The organism is Streptomyces coelicoflavus (assembly GCF_003112555.1).
In the GTDB taxonomy this organism is placed as follows: Bacteria; Actinomycetota; Actinomycetes; order Streptomycetales; family Streptomycetaceae; genus Streptomyces; species Streptomyces coelicoflavus.
Genome location: NZ_BEWB01000026.1, coordinates 19,497 through 38,044 on the forward strand (window position 1 = coordinate 19,497; position 18,548 = coordinate 38,044).

General features: G+C 72.9%; 11 protein-coding genes. 8 read left to right on the forward strand and 3 right to left on the reverse strand.

Annotation, left to right across the window (positions count from 1 at the left end):
- Nucleotides 1–25: 25 nt before the first annotated feature.
- Both Sco07f_RS38970 and Sco07f_RS38975 read right to left on the reverse strand, forming a co-directional pair.
- On the reverse strand, nt 26–787 hold the full coding sequence (locus tag Sco07f_RS38970) for an ABC transporter permease (protein WP_063789657.1): 762 nt from the start codon (nt 785–787) through the stop codon (nt 26–28).
- Nucleotides 784–1,686, reverse strand: coding sequence for an ABC transporter ATP-binding protein (locus Sco07f_RS38975; RefSeq protein WP_007444705.1), 903 nt, complete (start codon nt 1,684–1,686; stop codon nt 784–786). Before Sco07f_RS38975 ends, Sco07f_RS38970 begins: the two co-directional genes overlap by 4 nt.
- Nucleotides 1,687–1,878: 192 nt before the next feature.
- On the opposite strand from Sco07f_RS38975, the gene Sco07f_RS38980 reads away from it, so the two are divergent.
- From Sco07f_RS38980 to Sco07f_RS39010, 7 genes are all read left to right on the forward strand, one after another.
- Entirely contained in the window at nt 1,879–3,798 is a 1,920-nt protein-coding gene (locus tag Sco07f_RS38980) for an ABC transporter ATP-binding protein (RefSeq protein ID WP_108990723.1), read from the forward strand.
- On the forward strand, nt 3,795–5,684 hold the full coding sequence (locus tag Sco07f_RS38985) for an ABC transporter ATP-binding protein (RefSeq protein WP_108990724.1): 1,890 nt from the start codon (nt 3,795–3,797) through the stop codon (nt 5,682–5,684). Before Sco07f_RS38980 ends, Sco07f_RS38985 begins: the two co-directional genes overlap by 4 nt.
- Complete coding sequence (locus Sco07f_RS38990; RefSeq protein WP_108990725.1) at nt 5,681–7,492, forward strand: ABC transporter transmembrane domain-containing protein; 1,812 nt, start codon at nt 5,681–5,683, stop codon at nt 7,490–7,492. Before Sco07f_RS38985 ends, Sco07f_RS38990 begins: the two co-directional genes overlap by 4 nt.
- Nucleotides 7,489–9,246 (forward strand): ABC transporter ATP-binding protein, encoded by a 1,758-nt coding sequence (locus Sco07f_RS38995; protein ID WP_108990726.1) that lies wholly within the window; start codon nt 7,489–7,491, stop codon nt 9,244–9,246. Before Sco07f_RS38990 ends, Sco07f_RS38995 begins: the two co-directional genes overlap by 4 nt.
- A 294-nt stretch (nt 9,247–9,540) precedes the next feature.
- Nucleotides 9,541–11,589 carry a M4 family metallopeptidase gene (locus Sco07f_RS39000; protein WP_167468353.1) on the forward strand — a complete coding sequence of 683 codons (2,049 nt, stop codon included), beginning with the start codon at nt 9,541–9,543 and terminating at the stop codon, nt 11,587–11,589.
- Nucleotides 11,590–11,843: 254 nt separating this feature from the next.
- Nucleotides 11,844–13,493: a M4 family metallopeptidase gene (locus Sco07f_RS39005; protein ID WP_108990728.1), complete on the forward strand. Its 1,650-nt coding sequence runs from the start codon at nt 11,844–11,846 to the stop codon at nt 13,491–13,493.
- A gap of 68 nt (nt 13,494–13,561) precedes the next feature.
- On the forward strand, nt 13,562–14,071 hold the full coding sequence (locus Sco07f_RS39010) for a DUF1990 domain-containing protein (protein WP_007444697.1): 510 nt from the start codon (nt 13,562–13,564) through the stop codon (nt 14,069–14,071).
- Nucleotides 14,072–14,128: 57 nt separating this feature from the next.
- Here the strand turns inward: Sco07f_RS39010 and Sco07f_RS39015 are convergent, their stop codons facing one another.
- Entirely contained in the window at nt 14,129–16,747 is a 2,619-nt protein-coding gene (locus Sco07f_RS39015) for a glycosyltransferase family 1 protein (protein WP_054102056.1), read from the reverse strand.
- Between the two features lie 370 nt (nt 16,748–17,117).
- On the opposite strand from Sco07f_RS39015, the gene Sco07f_RS39020 reads away from it, so the two are divergent.
- Nucleotides 17,118–18,548 (forward strand): maltotransferase domain-containing protein (locus Sco07f_RS39020; RefSeq protein WP_108990730.1); only part of this gene is annotated, 1,431 nt, incomplete at its 3' end.

An 18,548-nucleotide genomic window follows, 5' to 3' on the forward strand; every position in this document is an offset into this window, starting at 1 on the left:
GGGCCAGTGTCGGCCATCGGCCCGTTCATTCCCAGCGGAACCAGCGCGAGGCCGCCGCCGTGAGCAGCACCGTCCAGGCCACCAGCACCGCCAGGTGGGACCAGCCCGGCCAGTCACCGGCGGCGGCCTCGTTGAGGGCCTGCGCGGCGGCGCCGAAGGGCGTCCAGCCCACGACCCGGCCGAGCAGGTCCGGCATGGCCTGCACCGGCAGCCACACACCCGCGCAGAACATCGCCGGGAACAGCGCGGCCGACCCGACCGCGCCCGCGATCTTCGTGGTGCGGGACAGGGCGGAGAGCACGGCGCCCAGGGACAGCGCGGCGAGCACGGCGAGGAGCAGCGCGAGGAGGTAGCCGACGGGCTGTCCGGGCAGCGCCACGTCGAAGGCGAGCCGGCCGACGGCGAGCGCGAGCAGCGCGGAGACCAGGGCGGCGCCGCCGCACACCGCCATCTGCGCGGACAGCAGCGCCGCTGGACGCACCGGGGTGGCGGACATCCGGCGCAGGATGCCGCGCTCCCGGTAGCCGGTGAGGACCTGCGGCATGCCCTGGAGTCCGCCGACGGTCAGGCCGAGCAGCACGGCCACCGGCACGTAGGCGTCGACCGGGCGCAGTCCGCCGTAGGCGGCGTCGGCCTCGCGGAAGGACGGGATGGAGCCGAGGATCACCAGCAGCAGGGTCGGGAACACCAGCATCCAGAACAGGGCGCCGGGTTCACGCCGGAACAGCCGCAGCTCGGTCCTCAGTACGGCGGTGTCGAAGACGTCGGTGGAGATGCCGGTCTTCATGCGGTGGCCTCCGTGAGGTCCAGGAAGGCGTCGTCCAGCGTGGTGTCGGTGACCCGGAGCTGGTGGGCGGTGACGCGGGTGCGGGCGAGCAGGGTGACGACGGCGTTGACCGTCTCGTCCGTGCCGGACAGGGTGACGCGGCCGTCCTTGAAGTCGGCGGAGGCCAGTTCGGGCAGTGCGCGCAGGTCGGCCTCCTCCAGGGGCGCGGACGGGGTGAAGCTGATGACGGTGGCGCCCGCCGAGCGCCGGATCAGTCCGGCCGGGGTGTCGAGGGCGGCGACGCGGCCCCGGTCGATCACCGCGATCCGGTCGCACAGGCGCTGGGCCTCCTCCATGAAGTGCGTGACGAGGAGGACCGTGACCCCGCCGGCGCGGATGTCCTCGATCAGCTGCCAGGTCTCCCGGCGGGCCCGCGGGTCGAGGCCGGTGGTCAGCTCGTCGAGGACGACGACGCGGGGGTCGCCGACCAGGGCCAGCGCGATGAACAGGCGCTGCTTCTGACCGCCGGAGAGCTTGCCGAACCGGGTGTTCAGCATCGGGCCCAGGCCGAGCCGCTCGGCGAGCGGGCGCCAGTCGGCCGGCTTCGGGTGGAGGGCGGCGTACAGCTCCAGGGCCTCGCGGACGGTGAGCTTGGCCTGGAGTTCGCTCTGCTGGAGCTGGGCGCCGAGGACCTCGGCGACCCGACGGTGGTCGGCGACGGGGTCGAGCCCGGTGACCCGGACCCGGCCCGCGTCGGGGACGCGCAGTCCCTCGACGCACTCGACGGTGGTGGTCTTGCCGGCGCCGTTGGGGCCGAGGACGCCGAAGATCTCGCCCTCCTCGACGGCGAAGGACACACCGTCGACGACGGGGCGGCCCCCGTAGGACTTGCGCAGGTCGGTGACTTCGATGACGGGCATGGCACCAGCGTCCCGGCGGCCGGGGGTCCGGCACATCGGCCGACGCGCTCGAAGGCGCATCAGCCGATCGGTTGATGCGCCGGTACGACCCCGCGGGGCTCCCGTACGACCCCGGCGGGGCTCCCGTACGACCCCGGGCGGGGTCGAAAACTCGGTGGGCAGTGTCAGTGGTGAACCGTAGGCTCGCTGCTGATGCCCACGAAACCTGCCCCCGCCACGGATCTCGCCCCGGACCCCGCACCGGACGCTGCCGAGAGGCGTTCCACCGTACGTGCCCTGCTGCGGCTGTGGCCCTACGTACGGCCGGTGCGCGCGCGGTTGGGGACGGCCGCGGTGACAGCGATCCTCGCCTCCTGCGTGGGTCTCGTGATCCCGCTCGTCCTGAAGTGGATGGTGGACGGGCCGGTCGCCGACGGCGACCCGTCGGGCGTGTGGCTCGGGGCGCTGTACCTGCTGCTCCTCGGGGTGGCGGAGGCGCTGCTGTTCGGGCTGCGGCGGTGGCTGGTGGCCCGGCCGCTCGCGGGGGTCGAGGCGGGCATGCGCGCGGACCTCTACCGGCACCTGCAACGGCTGCCGGTGGCCTTCCACGACCGCTGGGCCTCGGGGCAGTTGCTGTCGCGCGGGACGACCGACCTGATGCTGCTCCGCATGTTCCTCGCCTTCCCGCTGACGTTCCTGCTGGTCAACGGCGTCACGATCCTGATCGGCGTGGGCATCATGCTGGTCCAGGACTGGACGCTGGGACTGGTCATCCTGGGGCCCGCCATTCCGGTGATGATCACGTGCGGGATCTTCGAGAAGAAGTACTCCGCGGTGGCGCGGCGCGCGCAGGACCAGGTCGGGGATCTGACGACCGTGGTCGAGGAGAGCGTGCTCGGCGTCCGGATCATCAAGGGCTTCGGCCGGCACCGCAGCCAGGCCCGTGCCTTCCACGAGCTGTCGCACACCCTGCGGGGCACGGAGCTGCGCAAGGCCCGGCTCCTGGCGGCCATCTGGGCGGTCATCGTGACCCTGCCCGAGGTGGCGATCGGGGCGGCGCTGGTGGTCGGGGCGGTGCAGGTGGCGGACGGGGCGCTGTCGGCGGGGACGCTGGTGGCGTTCCTGTCCACGGCGCTGGCGCTGCGGTGGCCGGTGGAGTCCATCGGCTTCCTGCTGGCGATGAGCCAGGAGGCGGCGACGGCCACGGACCGGTACTTCGAGGTGATGGACGCGGAGGTGGAGTCGGCGGGGGGTGCCGGTGACCCTGCGTCGGTGCTGGGGGGCGGGGAGCGCGGCCCGGCGTTGCGGGGTGCCTCCCGGGCCGTTCAGGCACGCGGGGAGGCACGACTGCCCGCGGCTGGGGGGCTCAGGTTCGAGCACGTGCGGTTCCGGTACCCCGACGCGCACCCCGACTCCACGCCCCTGCTGACGGACGTCGACCTGCACATCCGCCCCGGTGAGTCCATGGCCCTGGTCGGTGCCACCGGCAGCGGCAAGACGACGCTGACCGCGCTCGTCCCCCGTCTGCACGAGGTGACCGAGGGCCGGATCACGCTGGACGGCGCGGACATCACCACCCTGTCGCGCGAGGAGCTGCGCGCCATGGTCGCCGTGGCCTTCGAGGAGCCCACCCTCTTCTCGGCCACCGTCGGTGAGAACGTGCTGATGGGTGCCGGTGCGGGCGCCGGCGACGAGGAGCTGGACCGGGCCCTCGCCGTCGCGCAGGCCGACTTCGCGCACGCGCTCCCCCAGGGCACCGGCACCCAGGTCGGCGAGCAGGGCCTCAGCCTCTCCGGCGGCCAGCGTCAGCGCCTCGCGCTCGCGCGGGCGGTGGTGGGCAGGCCGAGGTTCCTCGTCCTGGACGACCCGCTGTCCGCGCTGGACGTGCACACGGAGGCCGCCGTGGAGGCCGCCCTGCGGCAGGTGCTCGCCGACACCACGGCGCTGATCGTGGCGCACCGCCCCTCCACCGTCCTGCTCGCCGACCGCGTCGCCCTGCTCTCCGGGGGCCGGATCACCGCCGTCGGCACCCATCACGAACTGCTGCGCACCAGCCCCGAGTACGCCCATCTGATGTCCGGGCTCGACGGGCACGAGACCGACGAGGGACCCCAGGAAGGAAACGGCAGATGACCGCGCCCACCGCCACCGCGCCGGGCAGGGAACAGCCGGAGGACCCGGAGCACGGGGACCCCGTCGAGGCCGGGGCCCGCACCTCCGCCGTCGACGACGACTCGTTCGACCGGGACGTCCTGCCCAGCCCGCCCGGCGCGACCGGCGCCCTGCTGCGCTCCCTGCTGGCGCCGCGGAAGGCCCGGGTCGCGCTCACGATCCTGCTCCTGCTGCTCCAGCAGGCGGCCGTGCAGGCGGGCCCGCTGCTGGTGGCGTACGCCATCGACCACGCCGTGCCGGCCCTGCGGGACGACGACCACGGTCCGCTGATCGCGGTGGGCGCCGGCTACCTGCTGTGCTCGCTGACGGCGGGCGGCCTCCAGTACGCCTTCATCGCGGCGGCGGCCCGGGTCAACCAGGACGTCCTGCTCGACCTGCGCGGACGCATCTTCCGGCACGCGCAGGCGCTGAGCGTCGACTTCCACGAGCGCTACACCTCGGGCCGCCTCATCTCCCGTTCCACCACCGACGTGGAGTCGCTGCGCGAACTGCTCGACGAGGGGCTCCAGGAGCTGGTGACGGTCGTCCTGTCCTTCGTCTACATCGCCGCGCTGCTGCTCTGGCTCGACCTGGGCCTCGGCGCCGTCGCGGTGGCGTCGTTCGTGCCGCTGTACGGTCTGGTACGGCTCTACCAGCGGCGCGCGGGGCGGGTGTACCGGCAGCGGTCCACGGCGATCGCGTCGGTGATCGTGAAGTTCGTGGAGACCATGAACGGCATCCGGCCGGTGCGCGCCTTCCGCCGGGAGGCCGTCAACGACGCCGACTTCGCGGTCCTGAACCGCCACCACGAGCGGACCAACGGCGACGCGCTGCTGGAGATGGCCCGTTACGTCGTCGGTTCGCGGCTGGTCGCCAACACGGCCGTCGCGGGGATCGTGCTGTGGGGCGCCTACCGCGTCGCGGACGGCACCCTGGCGCTCGGTGTGCTGGCCGCGGCGGTGCTGTACCTGCGCCGCCTGTACGACCCGATCGACCGGCTGGGCATGTTCCTGAACTCGTACCAGTCGGCGGCGGCCTCGCTGGAGAAGATCGCCGGGCTGCTGGCCCAGACGCCGTCGGTGCCCGAGCCGGCCGCGCCGAAGGAGCTGCCGCCGCTGGAGTCGGAGCACCCCGGCCGCGAGGTCGTCTTCGACTCGGTGAGCTTCGGCTACCGCACCGGCGGCGAGGTGCTGCCGCGCTTCGAGCTGACGCTGCCGGCCGGGCAGACGGTCGCCGTCGTCGGCTCGACCGGTGCGGGCAAGTCGACGCTGGCCAAGCTGCTCGCCCGGTTCTACGACCCCTCCGACGGGCGGGTCCTGCTGGACGGCACCGACCTGCGCGACCTGGCCGTGCCGGAACTGCGGCGCGGGGTGGTGATGGTGACGCAGGAGGCGTTCCTGTTCTCCGGCACGGTCGCCGACAACATCGCGATCGGCCGTCCGGAGGCGACGCGGGAGGAGATCGAGCGGGCCGCGAAGGCGATCGGTGCCCACGACTTCATCGCCGCGCTGCCGGACGGCTACGACACGGACGTGCGCAAGCGGGGCGGCCGGATCTCCGCCGGCCAGCGGCAGCTCGTGGCGTTCGCGCGGGCGCTGCTCGCGGACCCGGCGGTGCTGATCCTGGACGAGGCGACCAGTTCGCTGGACATCCCCGGGGAGCGGGCGGTGCAGCGGGCGATGACGACGGTGCTGAAGGGCCGTACGGCGGTGGTGATCGCGCACCGGCTGTCCACCGTGGAGATCGCCGACCGCGTGCTGGTGATGGAGCACGGCCGGATCGTGGAGGACGGCGCCCCGGACGAACTGATCGCGGGCACGGGCCGGTTCGCGGACCTGCACCGGGCGTGGCGGGACAGCCTGGCGTGAGGATCGACGCGTACGAGGACCCGGGGCCGCCGGAGCGCCGGGGCGGCTGGTGGTACCTGGCGTGGCTGGTCCGGCGGCAGTGGCCGCGGTGTCTGGCGGGGGCGGTGTTCGCCAGCGTCTGGATGGTGCTGCTGGCGGCGACGCCGTACCTGATGGCCCGGGCCGTCGACCACGGCCTGGAGCCGGGTGATCTGGGCGCGCTGGCGGGCTGGACGGGCGCCATGGTCGCCGTCGGCGGGATCAACGCGTGGCTGGGCGTGCTGCGGCACCGCACGATGACCAAGGTGCGGATGGACGCCAACTTCCGCACCGTCAAGGTGGTCGTCGGCCACGCCACACGGCTCGGCGCCGCGCTGCGGAGTCAGGTGGGGACCGGCGAGGTCGTCACCATCGGGGTGGGCGACGTGCAGACCATCAGCGCGTCCCTGACGGCCGTGGGGCCGGGCGTCGGGGCGGTCGTCGCCTACGCGGTGGTCGGCGGACTGATGGTGTCGGTGTCGGTCCGGCTCGCCCTGGTGGTGCTGCTCGGGGTGCCGCTGCTCGCGCTGGTCATCGGCCCGCTGATGGGCCGGTTGCAGGGCAGGGAGACCGAGTACCGGGAGCGCCAGTCCGTCCTGACCGCGCGGATCGGCGACCTCGCGGGCGGGCTGCGGGTGCTGAACGGGCTGGGCGGCAAGGGCCTGGTCGCGGACGCGTTCCGCGGCGACTCGGGCCGGCTGCGCGAGCAGGGTTATCGGGTCGGCGCGGTGACCAGCTGGATCCAGGCCCTCGGGGTGGGGCTGCCGATGCTGTTCCTGGCCCTGGTGACCTGGCTGGGCGCGCGGCTGGCCGCCCAGGGCCGGATCAGCGTGGGCGAACTGGTGTCGGTGTACGGCTATGTCGTCGCGCTGGGCTGGCCGGTGGCGTTCCTCATCGAGATGGGCCACCAGCTCAGCCGCGGCGTGGTCGCCGCCCGCCGGGTCGTCGCCTTCCTCCGCCTGGAGCCGCCCCGGGACGAGGGCACCCGGGAGGCTCCCGCGGAACCGGCCGTGCTCCACGACCCGGCCTCGGGCGTCCGTGTCCTCCCCGGCCGCCTCACCGCCCTGGCCACGTCCCACCCGTCCGACGCCACGGAGATCCTGGACCGCCTGGGCCGCTACATCCCGTCGGACGCGACCTGGGGAGACGTCCCGCTGGCCGAGATTCCGCTGGCACAGGTACGAGCGCGCATCCTGGTCGCGGCCCCGGAAGCCGACCTCTTCGCAGGCCCCCTGCACGAAGTGGTAGGCGCTCAGGAAACCGGCCCCAGGGGCGCGGGGAACCGCGCGACAAGCCACCACACACCCGCAGACGCGGAACCACGAATCCGGGCTGACGAGTTGGCTCTCCTCACGCAGGCCCTTCACTCAGCCGCCGCCGAAGACATCGTCCGCGCCCTCCCCGACGGCCTCGGAACCCCCATCGAGGCCCAGGCCCGAAACCTGTCCGGCGGACAACGCCAACGGATCCGCCTCGCCCGCGCCCTCCTCACCGACCCCGAGATCCTCCTCGCCGCGGAACCCACCTCCGCCCTGGACGCCCACACGGAGGCCACCGTGGCCGACCGCCTCAGAGCGGCCCGCAAGGACCGTACGACCGTGCTGGCCGCCACCTCCCCGCTCCTCCTCGACCGCGCGGACGTCGTGCACCACCTGGTCGACGGCAAGGTCGCCGCCACAGGCACCCACCGTGAACTCCTGGACACCGAACCGGGGTACCGCGCCCTGGTCGCGCGAGACGGCGAAGCCGCCGCGGAAGAGGCCGCCGCGGAAGGGGAGCCCGCCCGATGACCCACCTGCCCGTAGCCGAGCCCACCGACGTCCGCCGCGCCGCAGCCGGCCTCGTGCGCGCCGACCGGAGGCCCTTCGCCGTCGTCCTGGGCCTCAACGCGCTGGCCGCGCTGGCCGGGCTCGCGGGGCCGTGGCTGCTGGGCCGGATCGTCGACGAGGTGCGCGGCGGGGGCGGGGTCGACGCGGTGGACCGGATGGCCCTCGCCATCCTGCTGTGCTCGCTGGCGCAGTTGCTGCTGGCCCGCTGGGCGCGCTACGTGGGGCACCGGTTCGGGGAGCGGACGCTCGCCCGGGTGCGCGAGCGGTACGTGGACCGGGCGCTGGCGCTGCCCGCGTCGGTGGTGGAGCGGGCCGGGACCGGCGACCTGACGACGCGCGGTACCGCCGACGTGACGGCCGTCGGCACGACGCTGCGCGACGCGGGACCTGAGCTGCTGGTCAACGCCGTACAGGCGCTGTTCCTCATCGGCGCGGTGTTCGTGCTGGACCCGCTCCTCGGCCTGGTCGGGGTGCTGGGTCTGACGCCGGCCTGGGTGGTGCTGCGCTGGTACCTGCGGCGGGCGCGGGCCGCCTATCTCGCCGAGGGCGCGGCCAACTCGGGCGTCGCCGAGAGCCTCGCGGCCACGGTGTCGGGGGCCCGTACGGTCGAGGCGTTCGGGCTGGCGGAGCGGCGCGTGGAGACGAACCGTGCGGCGCTGGAGGTCTCGCGGCGCACCCGGTTCCGCACGCTCTTCCTGCGCAGTGTGTTCTTCCCGGCGGTGGACGTCTCCTACGTCCTTCCCGTGGCGGGCGTGCTGCTGCTCGGCGGGGTGCTGCACGCGCACGGGTCGGCGAGCCTCGGCGCGGTGGTGTCCTGCGCCGTGTACCTCCAGCAGCTGGCGGGGCCGCTCGACGAGGTGCTGATGCGGGTCGAGCAGTTGCAGGCCGGTGCCGCCTCCTTCGCCCGCGTGGAGGGGCTGGCGGGCGCTCCGCGGGCGGCGGCGGACGGGTCGGCGGTCCCGGCGGACGACCGTATCGACGTGTCCGGGGTGCGGTACGCCTACGACCGGGGCGGCGAGGTGCTGCGCGGGGTGGACCTGACCGTGCGGCCGGGCGAGCGGCTGGCGGTCGTCGGTCCCTCGGGGGCGGGCAAGACCACGCTGAGCCGGCTCCTCGCGGGCGTCGACGCGCCGACGGAGGGCTCGGTGACGGTGGGCGGGGTGCCCGTGGTCGCCCTGGGCCCGGAGCGGCTGCGCCGTCAGGTGGTGCTGGTCACCCAGGAGCACCACGTGTTCCTGGGCACGGTCCGCGACAACCTCCTCATCGCGGAACCGGCCGCCACGGACGACGCGTTGTGGGCGGCGCTCGCCGCGGTGGGCGCCGAGGGGTGGGTGCGGGAGCTGCCCGGGGGCCTCGGCGCCGAGCTGGGGGCGAAGGAGCACGCGCACGCCACGGACGGCTCGCAGGCCCAGCAGCTCGCCCTGGCCCGGGTGGTGCTGGCCGACCCGCACACGCTGATCCTGGACGAGGCCACCGCCCTGCTGGACCCGACGACGGCCCGGCACACGGAGCAGGCGCTGGCCGCCGTGCTGAAGGGCCGTACGGTCATCGCCATCGCACACCGCCTGCACACCGCGCACGACGCCGACCGGGTGGCGGTGATGGAGGGCGGTCTGCTGACCGAGCTGGGCACGCACGACGAACTGGTGGCGGCGGGCGGGGCGTACGCGGCCCTGTGGGGTTCCTGGCACGGGGAGCCGTCCGCCGGGTACTGACCGGCCGGACAGTAACCGGCCCCGGACGGCAACGATTCCGTTTATCGAACGTGAACGCCCGGTCAACGGACCATTTCCAGCCAACTTAGTGACGCGCTCCTGACAAGTAGCGCTTTCTCCTGCCACTCTTCCGTCGGCCCCTTCACAGTGCCCCCACAGCTTCCCCACGAGCGCTGTGCCGAGGCCAGCTCCTAGCACCAGGTTTCTGCGTACCGCACAGTTCCGCCCGGCCGGCCACCCGCCGGCCGGTCTCCCCTGGCCGCGCAACCCGTGGCCACGCAGAAGGAGTCAGTGTTGAGCAGCAGTACTCCCCACAGACGCACCTCCCACACCACCTCCCGCCGCACCACGCACCGGCGTGCCGCGGCCGTCGCGTTGGCCGGTGTCGCCGCGCTGATCGCCACGGCGGTCCAGTCCGGCACCGCCACCGCGGCCCCCGACCCGTCGCCCGCGAAGGGCAACGAGCTGGTGAAGCTCAGCCCGGCCCAGCGCGCCGAGCTGATCCGCGACGCCAACGCCACCAAGGCGAAGACCGCCGACGAGCTGGGTCTGGGCGCCAAGGAGAAGCTGGTCGTCCGGGACGTGGCCAAGGACCGCGACGGCACCCTGCACACCCGCTACGAGCGCACCTACGACGGCCTGCCCGTCCTCGGCGGCGACCTCGTGGTGGCCAGTGACGCGGGCAAGACCGAGCAGGTCGTCAAGGCCACGGCGAAGGCCATCAGGCCGGCCTCCGTGACGCCGAAGATCTCCGCCGCGAAGGCTGAGACGCAGGCGGTGTCCGCCGCGAAGGCGGCCGGGGCCGAGCAGCCGGACGCCGACCGCGCCCCGCGCAAGGTGATCTGGGCCGGCAACGGTACGCCCGTCCTGGCGTACGAGACGGTGGTGGGCGGCCTCCAGGAGGACGGCACCCCCAACGAGCTGCACGTCGTCACGGACGCCGCCACCGGCGCCAAGCTGTACGAGTACCAGGGCATCGAGAACGGCACCGGTCACACCACGTACAGCGGCACCGTGACGCTCGGCACCGCGCAGTCCGGGTCGTCGTACACGCTGACCGACACCGCGCGCGGCAACCACAAGACGTACAACCTGGGCGGCCGGACCTCGGGCACCGGTTCGCTGTTCACCAACTCCGACGACGTGTGGGGCAACGGCAGCTCCTCCGACCCGGAGACCGCCGGCGCCGACGCCCACTACGGGGCCGCGCTGACCTGGGACTACTACGAGAACGTGCACGGCCGCTCGGGCATCCGCGGCGACGGTGTGGCGGCGTACAGCCGGGTCCACTACGGCAACGCCTACGTCAACGCGTTCTGGTCGGACAGCTGCTTCTGCATGACCTACGGCGACGGGATCAACAACTCCAACCCGCTCACCGCCATCGACGTGGCCGGGCACGAGATGACCCACGGCGTCACGTCCAACACCGCGGGCCTCAACTACAGCGGCGAGTCCGGCGGTCTGAACGAGGCCACGTCCGACATCTTCGGCACGTCGGTCGAGTTCTACGCCAACAACTCCTCGGACGTCGGTGACTACCTCATCGGCGAGGAGATCGACATCAACGGCGACGGCACCCCGCTGCGCTACATGGACAAGCCCAGCAAGGACGGCGCGTCCTACGACAACTGGTTCTCGGGCCTCGGCAACGCCGACGTGCACTACTCGTCGGGCCCGGCCAACCACTTCTTCTACCTGCTGAGCGAGGGCAGCGGCACCAAGACCATCAACGGTGTCACGTACAACTCGCCCACCTCGGACGGCCTCCCGGTCACCGGCATAGGCCGCGCCAAGGCGGAGAAGATCTGGTTCCGCGCGCTGACCACCAAGTTCACGTCGACCACCAACTACGCGGGCGCCCGCACCGGCACCCTCGCGGCGGCCGGTGAGCTGTACGGCACCAGCAGCGCCGAGTACACCGCGGTGGCGAACGCGTGGGCGGGCATCAACGTCGGCTCCCGGCCCGGTGGCGGCGACCCCGACCCCGGGGACGGCGGCACGTTCGAGAACGACACGAACGTGAACATCCCCGACTACGGGTCGGCGGTCACCTCGTCCATCACGGTCTCCGGCCGCACCGGCAAGGCGCCGAGCAACCTCCAGGTGGGCGTGGACATCGTGCACAGCTGGCGCGGTGACCTGCGGATCGACCTGGTCGCGCCGGACGGCTCGACGTACCGCCTGAAGAACAGCGGCTGGGACCCGGCGGAGGACGTGCACGAGACCTACACGGTCAACGCCTCCTCCGAGACGGACAACGGCACCTGGAAGCTCCGAGTCCAGGACCAGGGCCCGGCGGACACCGGCTACATCGACGCCTGGCGGCTCACCTTCCCGTAGGCCGGCCGGCCCGCGGGTGCACCACCCCAGGACAGGGCGCCGCTCCGGAGGTTCGACTCCTCCGGGGCGGCGCCCTCTTCATGTCCTTCACAATTCATGCCCACACAACCGGCCGACTGTTTTCGGCCAACATCATCAAGCCCTCCTGACATGTACGCGCTCTCGGTGTCAGTCTTCCGTCACCCGCCGCACAACTTCGCAGCAACCGGCCGGACACCCCACGCCGACCGGATCCCCCCACCGAAGGAGCTTGTGTGTCCTCCCTCTTCGCGCGCCACAAGCGCACCACGCTGGCCCTGGCCACCGCGGTCGCCGCCGGAGCGATGCTCACCACCGGTCTGACCGCGGGCAACGCGGCCGCCGACAGCACCGCGCCGTCGGCGCTCGCGGGCGCCCCCGTCCTGCTGTCGGACACCGCCCGCAGCGCGCTCATACAGGAGCAGCAGGCCGGCGCGGCCGGTGCCGCCCGGGAGATCGGCCTCGGCGCCAAGGAGAAGCTGGTCGTCAAGGACGTGGTCAAGGACCGCGACGGCACCGTGCACACCCGCTACGAGCGCACCTACGACGGCCTGCCCGTCCTCGGCGGCGACCTCGTCGTGCACCGCTCGAAGTCCGGCGCCACCGAAGGCGTCACCAAGGCGACGAAGGCCGCCATCAAGGTGGCCACGGTCACGCCCAAGGTCAAGGCGGCCAAGGCCGAGCAGCAGGCGCTGTCCGCGGCGAAGGACGCCGGGTCCTCGAAGACCGCGGCCGACTCCGCGCCCCGCAAGGTGATCTGGGCCGCCGAGGGCAAGCCCGTCCTCGCCTACGAGACCGTGGTCGGCGGCTTCCAGGACGACGGCACCCCGAACGAGCTGCACGTCGTCACCGACGCCGCCACCGGCGCCAAGCTGTACGAGTACCAGGGCATCCAGACCGGCTCCGGCAAGAGCCTCTACTCGGGCACGGTCGAACTCGGCACCACCAAGTCGGGGTCGTCGTACCAGCTCCTCGACACCGGGCGCGGCGGCCACAAGACGTACAACCTGGCCCGCAAGACCTCCGGCACCGGCACCCTGTTCACCGACGCCGACGACACCTGGGGCACCGGCGCCGCCTCCAGCGACCCGCAGGACCAGACCGCCGCCGTCGACGCCGCCTACGGCGCCCAGGTCACCTGGGACTTCTACAAGGAGAGCTTCGGCCGCAACGGCATCAAGAACGACGGCAAGGCGGCCTACTCCCGCGTCCACTACGGCAGCAACTACGTCAACGCCTTCTGGTCGGACCAGTGCTTCTGCATGACCTACGGCGACGGCTCGGGCAACACCAACCCGCTCACCTCCATCGACGTGGCCGCGCACGAGATGACCCACGGCGTCACCTCCAACACCGCGGGACTCAACTACAGCGGCGAGTCCGGCGGCCTCAACGAGGCGACCAGCGACATCTTCGGCACCGGCGTGGAGTACTTCGCGAACAGCTCGGCCGACAAGGGCGACTACCTCATCGGCGAGCAGATCGACATCAACGGCGACGGCACCCCGCTGCGCTACATGGACAAGCCCAGCAAGGACGGCGCGTCCAAGGACTACTGGGACTCGGGTCTCGGCGGCGTCGACGTGCACTACTCGTCCGGTCCCGCCAACCACTTCTTCTTCCTCCTGTCGGAGGGCAGCGGGGCCCGGACGGTCGACGGGGTCGACTACGACTCGCCGACCCACGACGGTTCCACCGTCACCGGCATCGGCCGCGACAAGGCACTCCAGATCTGGTACAAGGCGCTGACCGAGTACATGACGTCGACGACCGACTACGCCGACGCCCGCACGGCCACCCTGAGCGCGGCGTCCGACCTGTACGGCGCCGACAGCACCGAGTACAAGACGGTGGGCGCGGCCTGGACCGCGATCAACGTGAACTGACCGCCACGCATGCGACGGGCGGCACCCGGAACCAGCGGTTCCCGGGTGCCGCCCTACCCTTGGGACCCATGTCCTTCACGTACGACGACGTCGGCGCCACCCGCGAGCAGGGCGCGTGCCCGCCCGGCTTCCGCCCCATGCACGTACGCACCCGCCTCGGGGAGGGCGAACCGGTCTTCCGGCGGGCGGTCGAGGCCGTGCTCACCTGGGAGATGCACCGGGAGATGGGTGTCGGCATCGACGCGAGCGCGGAGCGTGCCGCGCCCGGCGTGGACGTCACCGTCACCCTCGCCGGCATGATCAAGGCGCCCTGCCGGGTGGTGTGGACCCTGGAGGAGCCGCGCCGGGCCGGCTGGGCCTACGGCACGCTGCCCGGGCACCCGGAGTCCGGCGAGGAGGCCTTCGTGGTGGACCGCACGGGTGACGGCACCGTGTGGCTGACGGTGTCCGCCTTCAGCCGCCCCGCCAAGTGGTACGCCAAGGCCGGCGGGCCGGCCGCCCGCGCCTTCCAGCACGCCTACGCCCGCCGCTGCGGCACCGTCCTCAGGCGGCTGAGCGGCGGCGACGAGGAGGACTGAGCCCCGCCTCGCCACCGCCGCCCGCCGCCGCCCGTCCCGCCCGGCTGCTCCGGGGGGTCACCGCATCAGCAGCCCCGCCGCCTCCACCAGGTCGCCCGAGGGCTCCGCGACCAGGCCGGTCTCCACGCCGGAGGCGAGCAGCCGGTGCGCGGGCAGGACGCGGACCGTGTAGCCGAAGGGGCCGGTGCGGTCCAGGGCGAGCGGGCCCTCGTAGGCCCAGCGGCCCTCCAGGTCGGGTCCGCCCACCGGTTTCAGCGGCACCTTGGCCGCGTCGGTGATCCGGTCCTCGGAGTCCACCCGGCCGGAGACCGCCTGCACCTCCACGTCCTCCGGCGCGAGCTCGCCGAGCTTCACCCGCACCCGCAGGGCGAGCGTGGTGCCGAGTTCGGCGCTGGCGGTGGCGGCGGACGTCTCCACGTGGTCGACGCTCACCCCCGGCCAGGCCGTCCGCACCCGCGCCTTCCACTCGGCGAGCCCGCGCGCCGAGTCCGGGTCCATCGCGCGGTGCGCCTCGGCGGCGGGCGCGTAGAGCCGTTCGACGTACTCGCGGACCATGCGGCCGGCCAGCACCTTCGGGCCGAGCAGGCTGAGGGTCCTGCGCACCATCTCCAGCCACCGGTCGGGCAGTCCGCTCGCGCCCCGCTCGTAGAAGCGCGGGGTGATCCGCTGCTCCAGCAGGTCGTAGAGGGCGTTGGCCTCCATGGCGTCGCGCCGGTCGGGGTCGGTGCCGATGCCGTCGGCGGTGGGGATCGCCCAGCCGAAGTCCGGCTGGTACCACTCGTCCCACCAGCCGTCGAGGACCGACAGGTTGAGGCAGCCGTTGAGCGCCGCCTTCATGCCGGAGGTGCCGCACGCCTCCAGGGGCCGCAGCGGGTTGTTCAGCCAGATGTCGCAGCCCGGGTAGAGCTTCTGCGCCATCCCCATGCCGTAGTCCGGCAGGAACACGATGCGGTGCCGCACCCGCGCGTCGTCGGCGAACCGCACCAGCTCCTGCACCAGCCGCTTTCCGCCGTCGTCCGCCGGGTGCGCCTTGCCCGCGACGACGATCTGGATCGGCCGCTCGGGGTGCAGCAGCAGCTCCGTCAGCCGCTCCCGGTCGCGCAGCATCAGCGTGAGCCGCTTGTACGACGGGACGCGCCGCGCGAAGCCGATGGTGAGCACGTCCGGGTCGAGGGCGTCGTCGATCCAGCCCAGTTCGGCCGTCCCGGCGCCGCGCTGCCGCCAGGAGGCCCGCAGCCGCTCGCGCACCTCCTCGACGAGCTGGGCGCGCAGGGTGCGGCGCAGCTCCCAGATGTCCTGGTCGGGGATGTCGGCGACCGAGTCCCAGCGGTCCGAGCCGCCGACGGCCAGCGCGTCCTCGGCCCGCTGCACGCCGATCTGCCGGGCGCCGAGCCGGAACACCTCGGGGGCCACCCAGGTCGGGGCGTGCACACCGTTGGTGACGGAGGTGATGGGCACCTCGTCGGCGTCGAAGCCGGGCCACAGTCCGGCGAACATCCCGCGGCTGACCCCGCCGTGCAGCAGGGAGACGCCGTTGGCACGCTGGGCGAGCCTCAGGCCCATGACGGCCATGTTGAACAGGTTCGGCTCGCCGCCGGGGTAGGTCTCCATGCCGAGCCTGAGGACGCGCTCGACGTCGATGCGCGGGAGTTCGGCGTCGGGGCCGAAGTGGCGGGCGACCAGCTCGCGGTCGAAGCGGTCGATGCCGGCCGGGACCGGGGTGTGGGTGGTGAAGACGGTGCCGGCCCGCACCGCCTCGAGCGCGGAGCCGAAGTCCGCCCCCTCGTCGCACAGTTCGGCGATGCGTTCCAGCCCGAGGAAGCCGGCGTGGCCCTCGTTGGTGTGGAACACCTCCGGCGCGGCGTGGCCGGTGAGCCGGCAGTACGTGCGCACCGCCCGGACACCTCCTATGCCGAGCAGCATCTCCTGGAGGAGCCGGTGCTCGCTGCCGCCGCCGTAGAGCCGGTCGGTGACGCCGCGTTCGCCGGGGTCGTTCTCCTCGACGTCGGAGTCGAGCAGCAGCAGCGGCACCCGGCCGACCTGGGCCAGCCAGACGCGGGCCCGCAGCTCCCGGCCGCCGGGCAGCGCGAGGGCGACGTGCGCCGGGGTGCCGTCGCGCTCCTTCAGGGGCGCGAGGGGCAGCTCGTGGGGGTCGAGGACGGGGTAGTGCTCCTGCTGCCAGCCGTCCCTGGAGAGGGACTGGCGGAAGTAGCCGTGGCGGTAGAGCAGGCCCACGCCGACGAGCGGCACGCCCAGGTCGCTGGCCGCCTTGAGGTGGTCGCCGGCCAGGATGCCGAGTCCGCCGGAGTACTGGGGCAGCGCGGCGGTGATGCCGAACTCGGGCGAGAAGTAGGCGACGGCGGCGGGGAGTCGGCCCGGCTGGGCCTGGTACCAGCGGTCGCCGGTCAGATAGTGGTCGAGGTCGTCGGCCACCGCGGTGAGCCGGCGCAGGAAGCGCCGGTCCTCGGCCAGCTCCGCGAGGCGCGCGGGCCGGACGGTGCCGAGCAGCCGTACCGGGTCGCGGCCGGACGCGGTCCAGCACTCGGGGTCGACGGACTGGAAGAGGTCGCGGGTCTCCGGGTGCCAGGACCAGCGCAGGTTGCGGGCCAGATCACTGAGCGGCCGGAGGGGGTCGGGGAGAACGGGACGGACGGTCAGTCGACGGATCGCCTTCACCCTCACGACGTTACCGCGCGATGTGTCCCATGTTGGAGCCTTCGCCCCGATGCGCCGGACAGGAACTGACGCGCACGGCGTGTCGATATGGCCGGATCTTTCCCCGTCTGCCTTCTTGTGGCGCTTGGGCCCGCAAGGAAAGCTGCACATGTCGCGACGAACGCTGATTGCGGGAGCGACATCCGGGAAAGCGACGGTCAGACCGTGGCGTGTGTCGTGTTGTCGACATACGCGCGAGTAGTTCACAAAGTGCCGGATTGCCCACCGGAAGAGTGTGGGAAGGCTCCTGCGGTACGCCCCGCACGCACCTCGCAGGACCCACCTCCCCAGAAGTCATCCGCCCACCCAGTTGACGCGGACAGGAGCGGTCATGCCCGCCACGCACCACTCGTCAGCATCCCCCGCGCACAGCGACAGCACCGTCGTCGGACGCATCCCCGTCCTGGACGTCCGGCCCGTGGTCCAGCGCGGACGCAGGCCCGCCAAGGCCGTCACCGGTGAGTCGTTCGAGGTCTCCGCCACCGTGTTCCGGGAGGGGCACGACGCGGTCGCCGCCAATGTCGTCCTGAGGGATCCGCGGGGCCGGCCGGGGCCGTGGACGCCGATGCGGGAGCTGGCTCCGGGCACCGACCGCTGGGGCGCCACCGTCACCGCGGGCGAGACCGGACGGTGGTCGTACACCGTGGAGGCGTGGAGCGATCCGGTCACCACCTGGCGGCACCATGCGCGGATCAAGATTCCGGCGGGGATGGACACGGACCTGGTGCTGGAGGAGGGCGCCCTGCTCCACGAACGGGCCGCCGTGGGCGTGTCCGGGCGCGCGGACCGGCGTGAACTGCTGGCCGCCGTCGACGCGCTGCGGGACGCGAGCCGGCCGCCCGCGTCACGGCTGGCGGCGGCGTTGACGCCGGAGGTGGACGCGGTCCTGGCCCGGCATCCCCTGCGGGACCTGGTCACCTCCTCCGAGCCGCTGCCCCTGCTCGTCGAGCGGGAACGCGCCCTGTACGGCGCCTGGTACGAGTTCTTCCCCCGCTCCGAGGGCACCCCCGACCGGCCCCACGGCACCTTCCGCACCGCCGCCCGACGCCTGCCCGCCATCGCCGCCATGGGCTTCGACGTCGTCTACCTCCCCCCGGTCCACCCCATCGGCACCACCCACCGCAAGGGCCGCAACAACACCCTCGACGCCACCCCCGACGACGTCGGCGTCCCCTGGGCCATCGGCTCCCCCGAAGGCGGCCACGACAGCATCCACCCCGCCCTGGGCACCCTCGACGACTTCGACCACTTCGTCGCCGAAGCCGACCGCCACGGCCTGGAGATCGCCCTCGACCTCGCCCTCCAGTGCTCCCCCGACCACCCCTGGGTCCACAAACACCCCGACTGGTTCCACCACCGCCCCGACGGCACCATCGCATACGCGGAGAACCCGCCCAAGAAGTACCAGGACATCTACCCCCTCGCCTTCGACACCGACCCCGACGGCCTCCACGCGGAAACCGTGCGGATCCTGCGCCACTGGATGGACCACGGCGTGCGGATCTTCCGCGTCGACAACCCCCACACCAAACCCGTCGCCTTCTGGGAACGCGTCATCGCCGACATCAACGGCACCGACCCCGACGTCATCTTCCTGGCCGAGGCCTTCACCCGCCCCGCGATGATGGCGACCCTCGCCCAGATCGGCTTCCAGCAGTCCTACACCTACTTCACCTGGCGCAACACCAAACAGGAACTGACGGAGTACCTCACCGAACTCACGGGGGACGCCGCCTCCTACATGCGGCCCAACCTCTTCGCC

Coding starts and splice junctions, on each gene's coding strand:
- Sco07f_RS38980 (WP_108990723.1), top strand. CDS start 1,879: ATGCCCACGAAACCTGCCCCCGCCACGGATCTCGCCCCGGACCCCGCA.
- Sco07f_RS39010 (WP_007444697.1), top strand. CDS start 13,562: ATGTCCTTCACGTACGACGACGTCGGCGCCACCCGCGAGCAGGGCGCG.
- Sco07f_RS38975 (WP_007444705.1), bottom strand. CDS start 1,686: ATGCCCGTCATCGAAGTCACCGACCTGCGCAAGTCCTACGGGGGCCGC.
- Sco07f_RS38995 (WP_108990726.1), top strand. CDS start 7,489: ATGACCCACCTGCCCGTAGCCGAGCCCACCGACGTCCGCCGCGCCGCA.
- Sco07f_RS38985 (WP_108990724.1), top strand. CDS start 3,795: ATGACCGCGCCCACCGCCACCGCGCCGGGCAGGGAACAGCCGGAGGAC.
- Sco07f_RS38970 (WP_063789657.1), bottom strand. CDS start 787: ATGAAGACCGGCATCTCCACCGACGTCTTCGACACCGCCGTACTGAGG.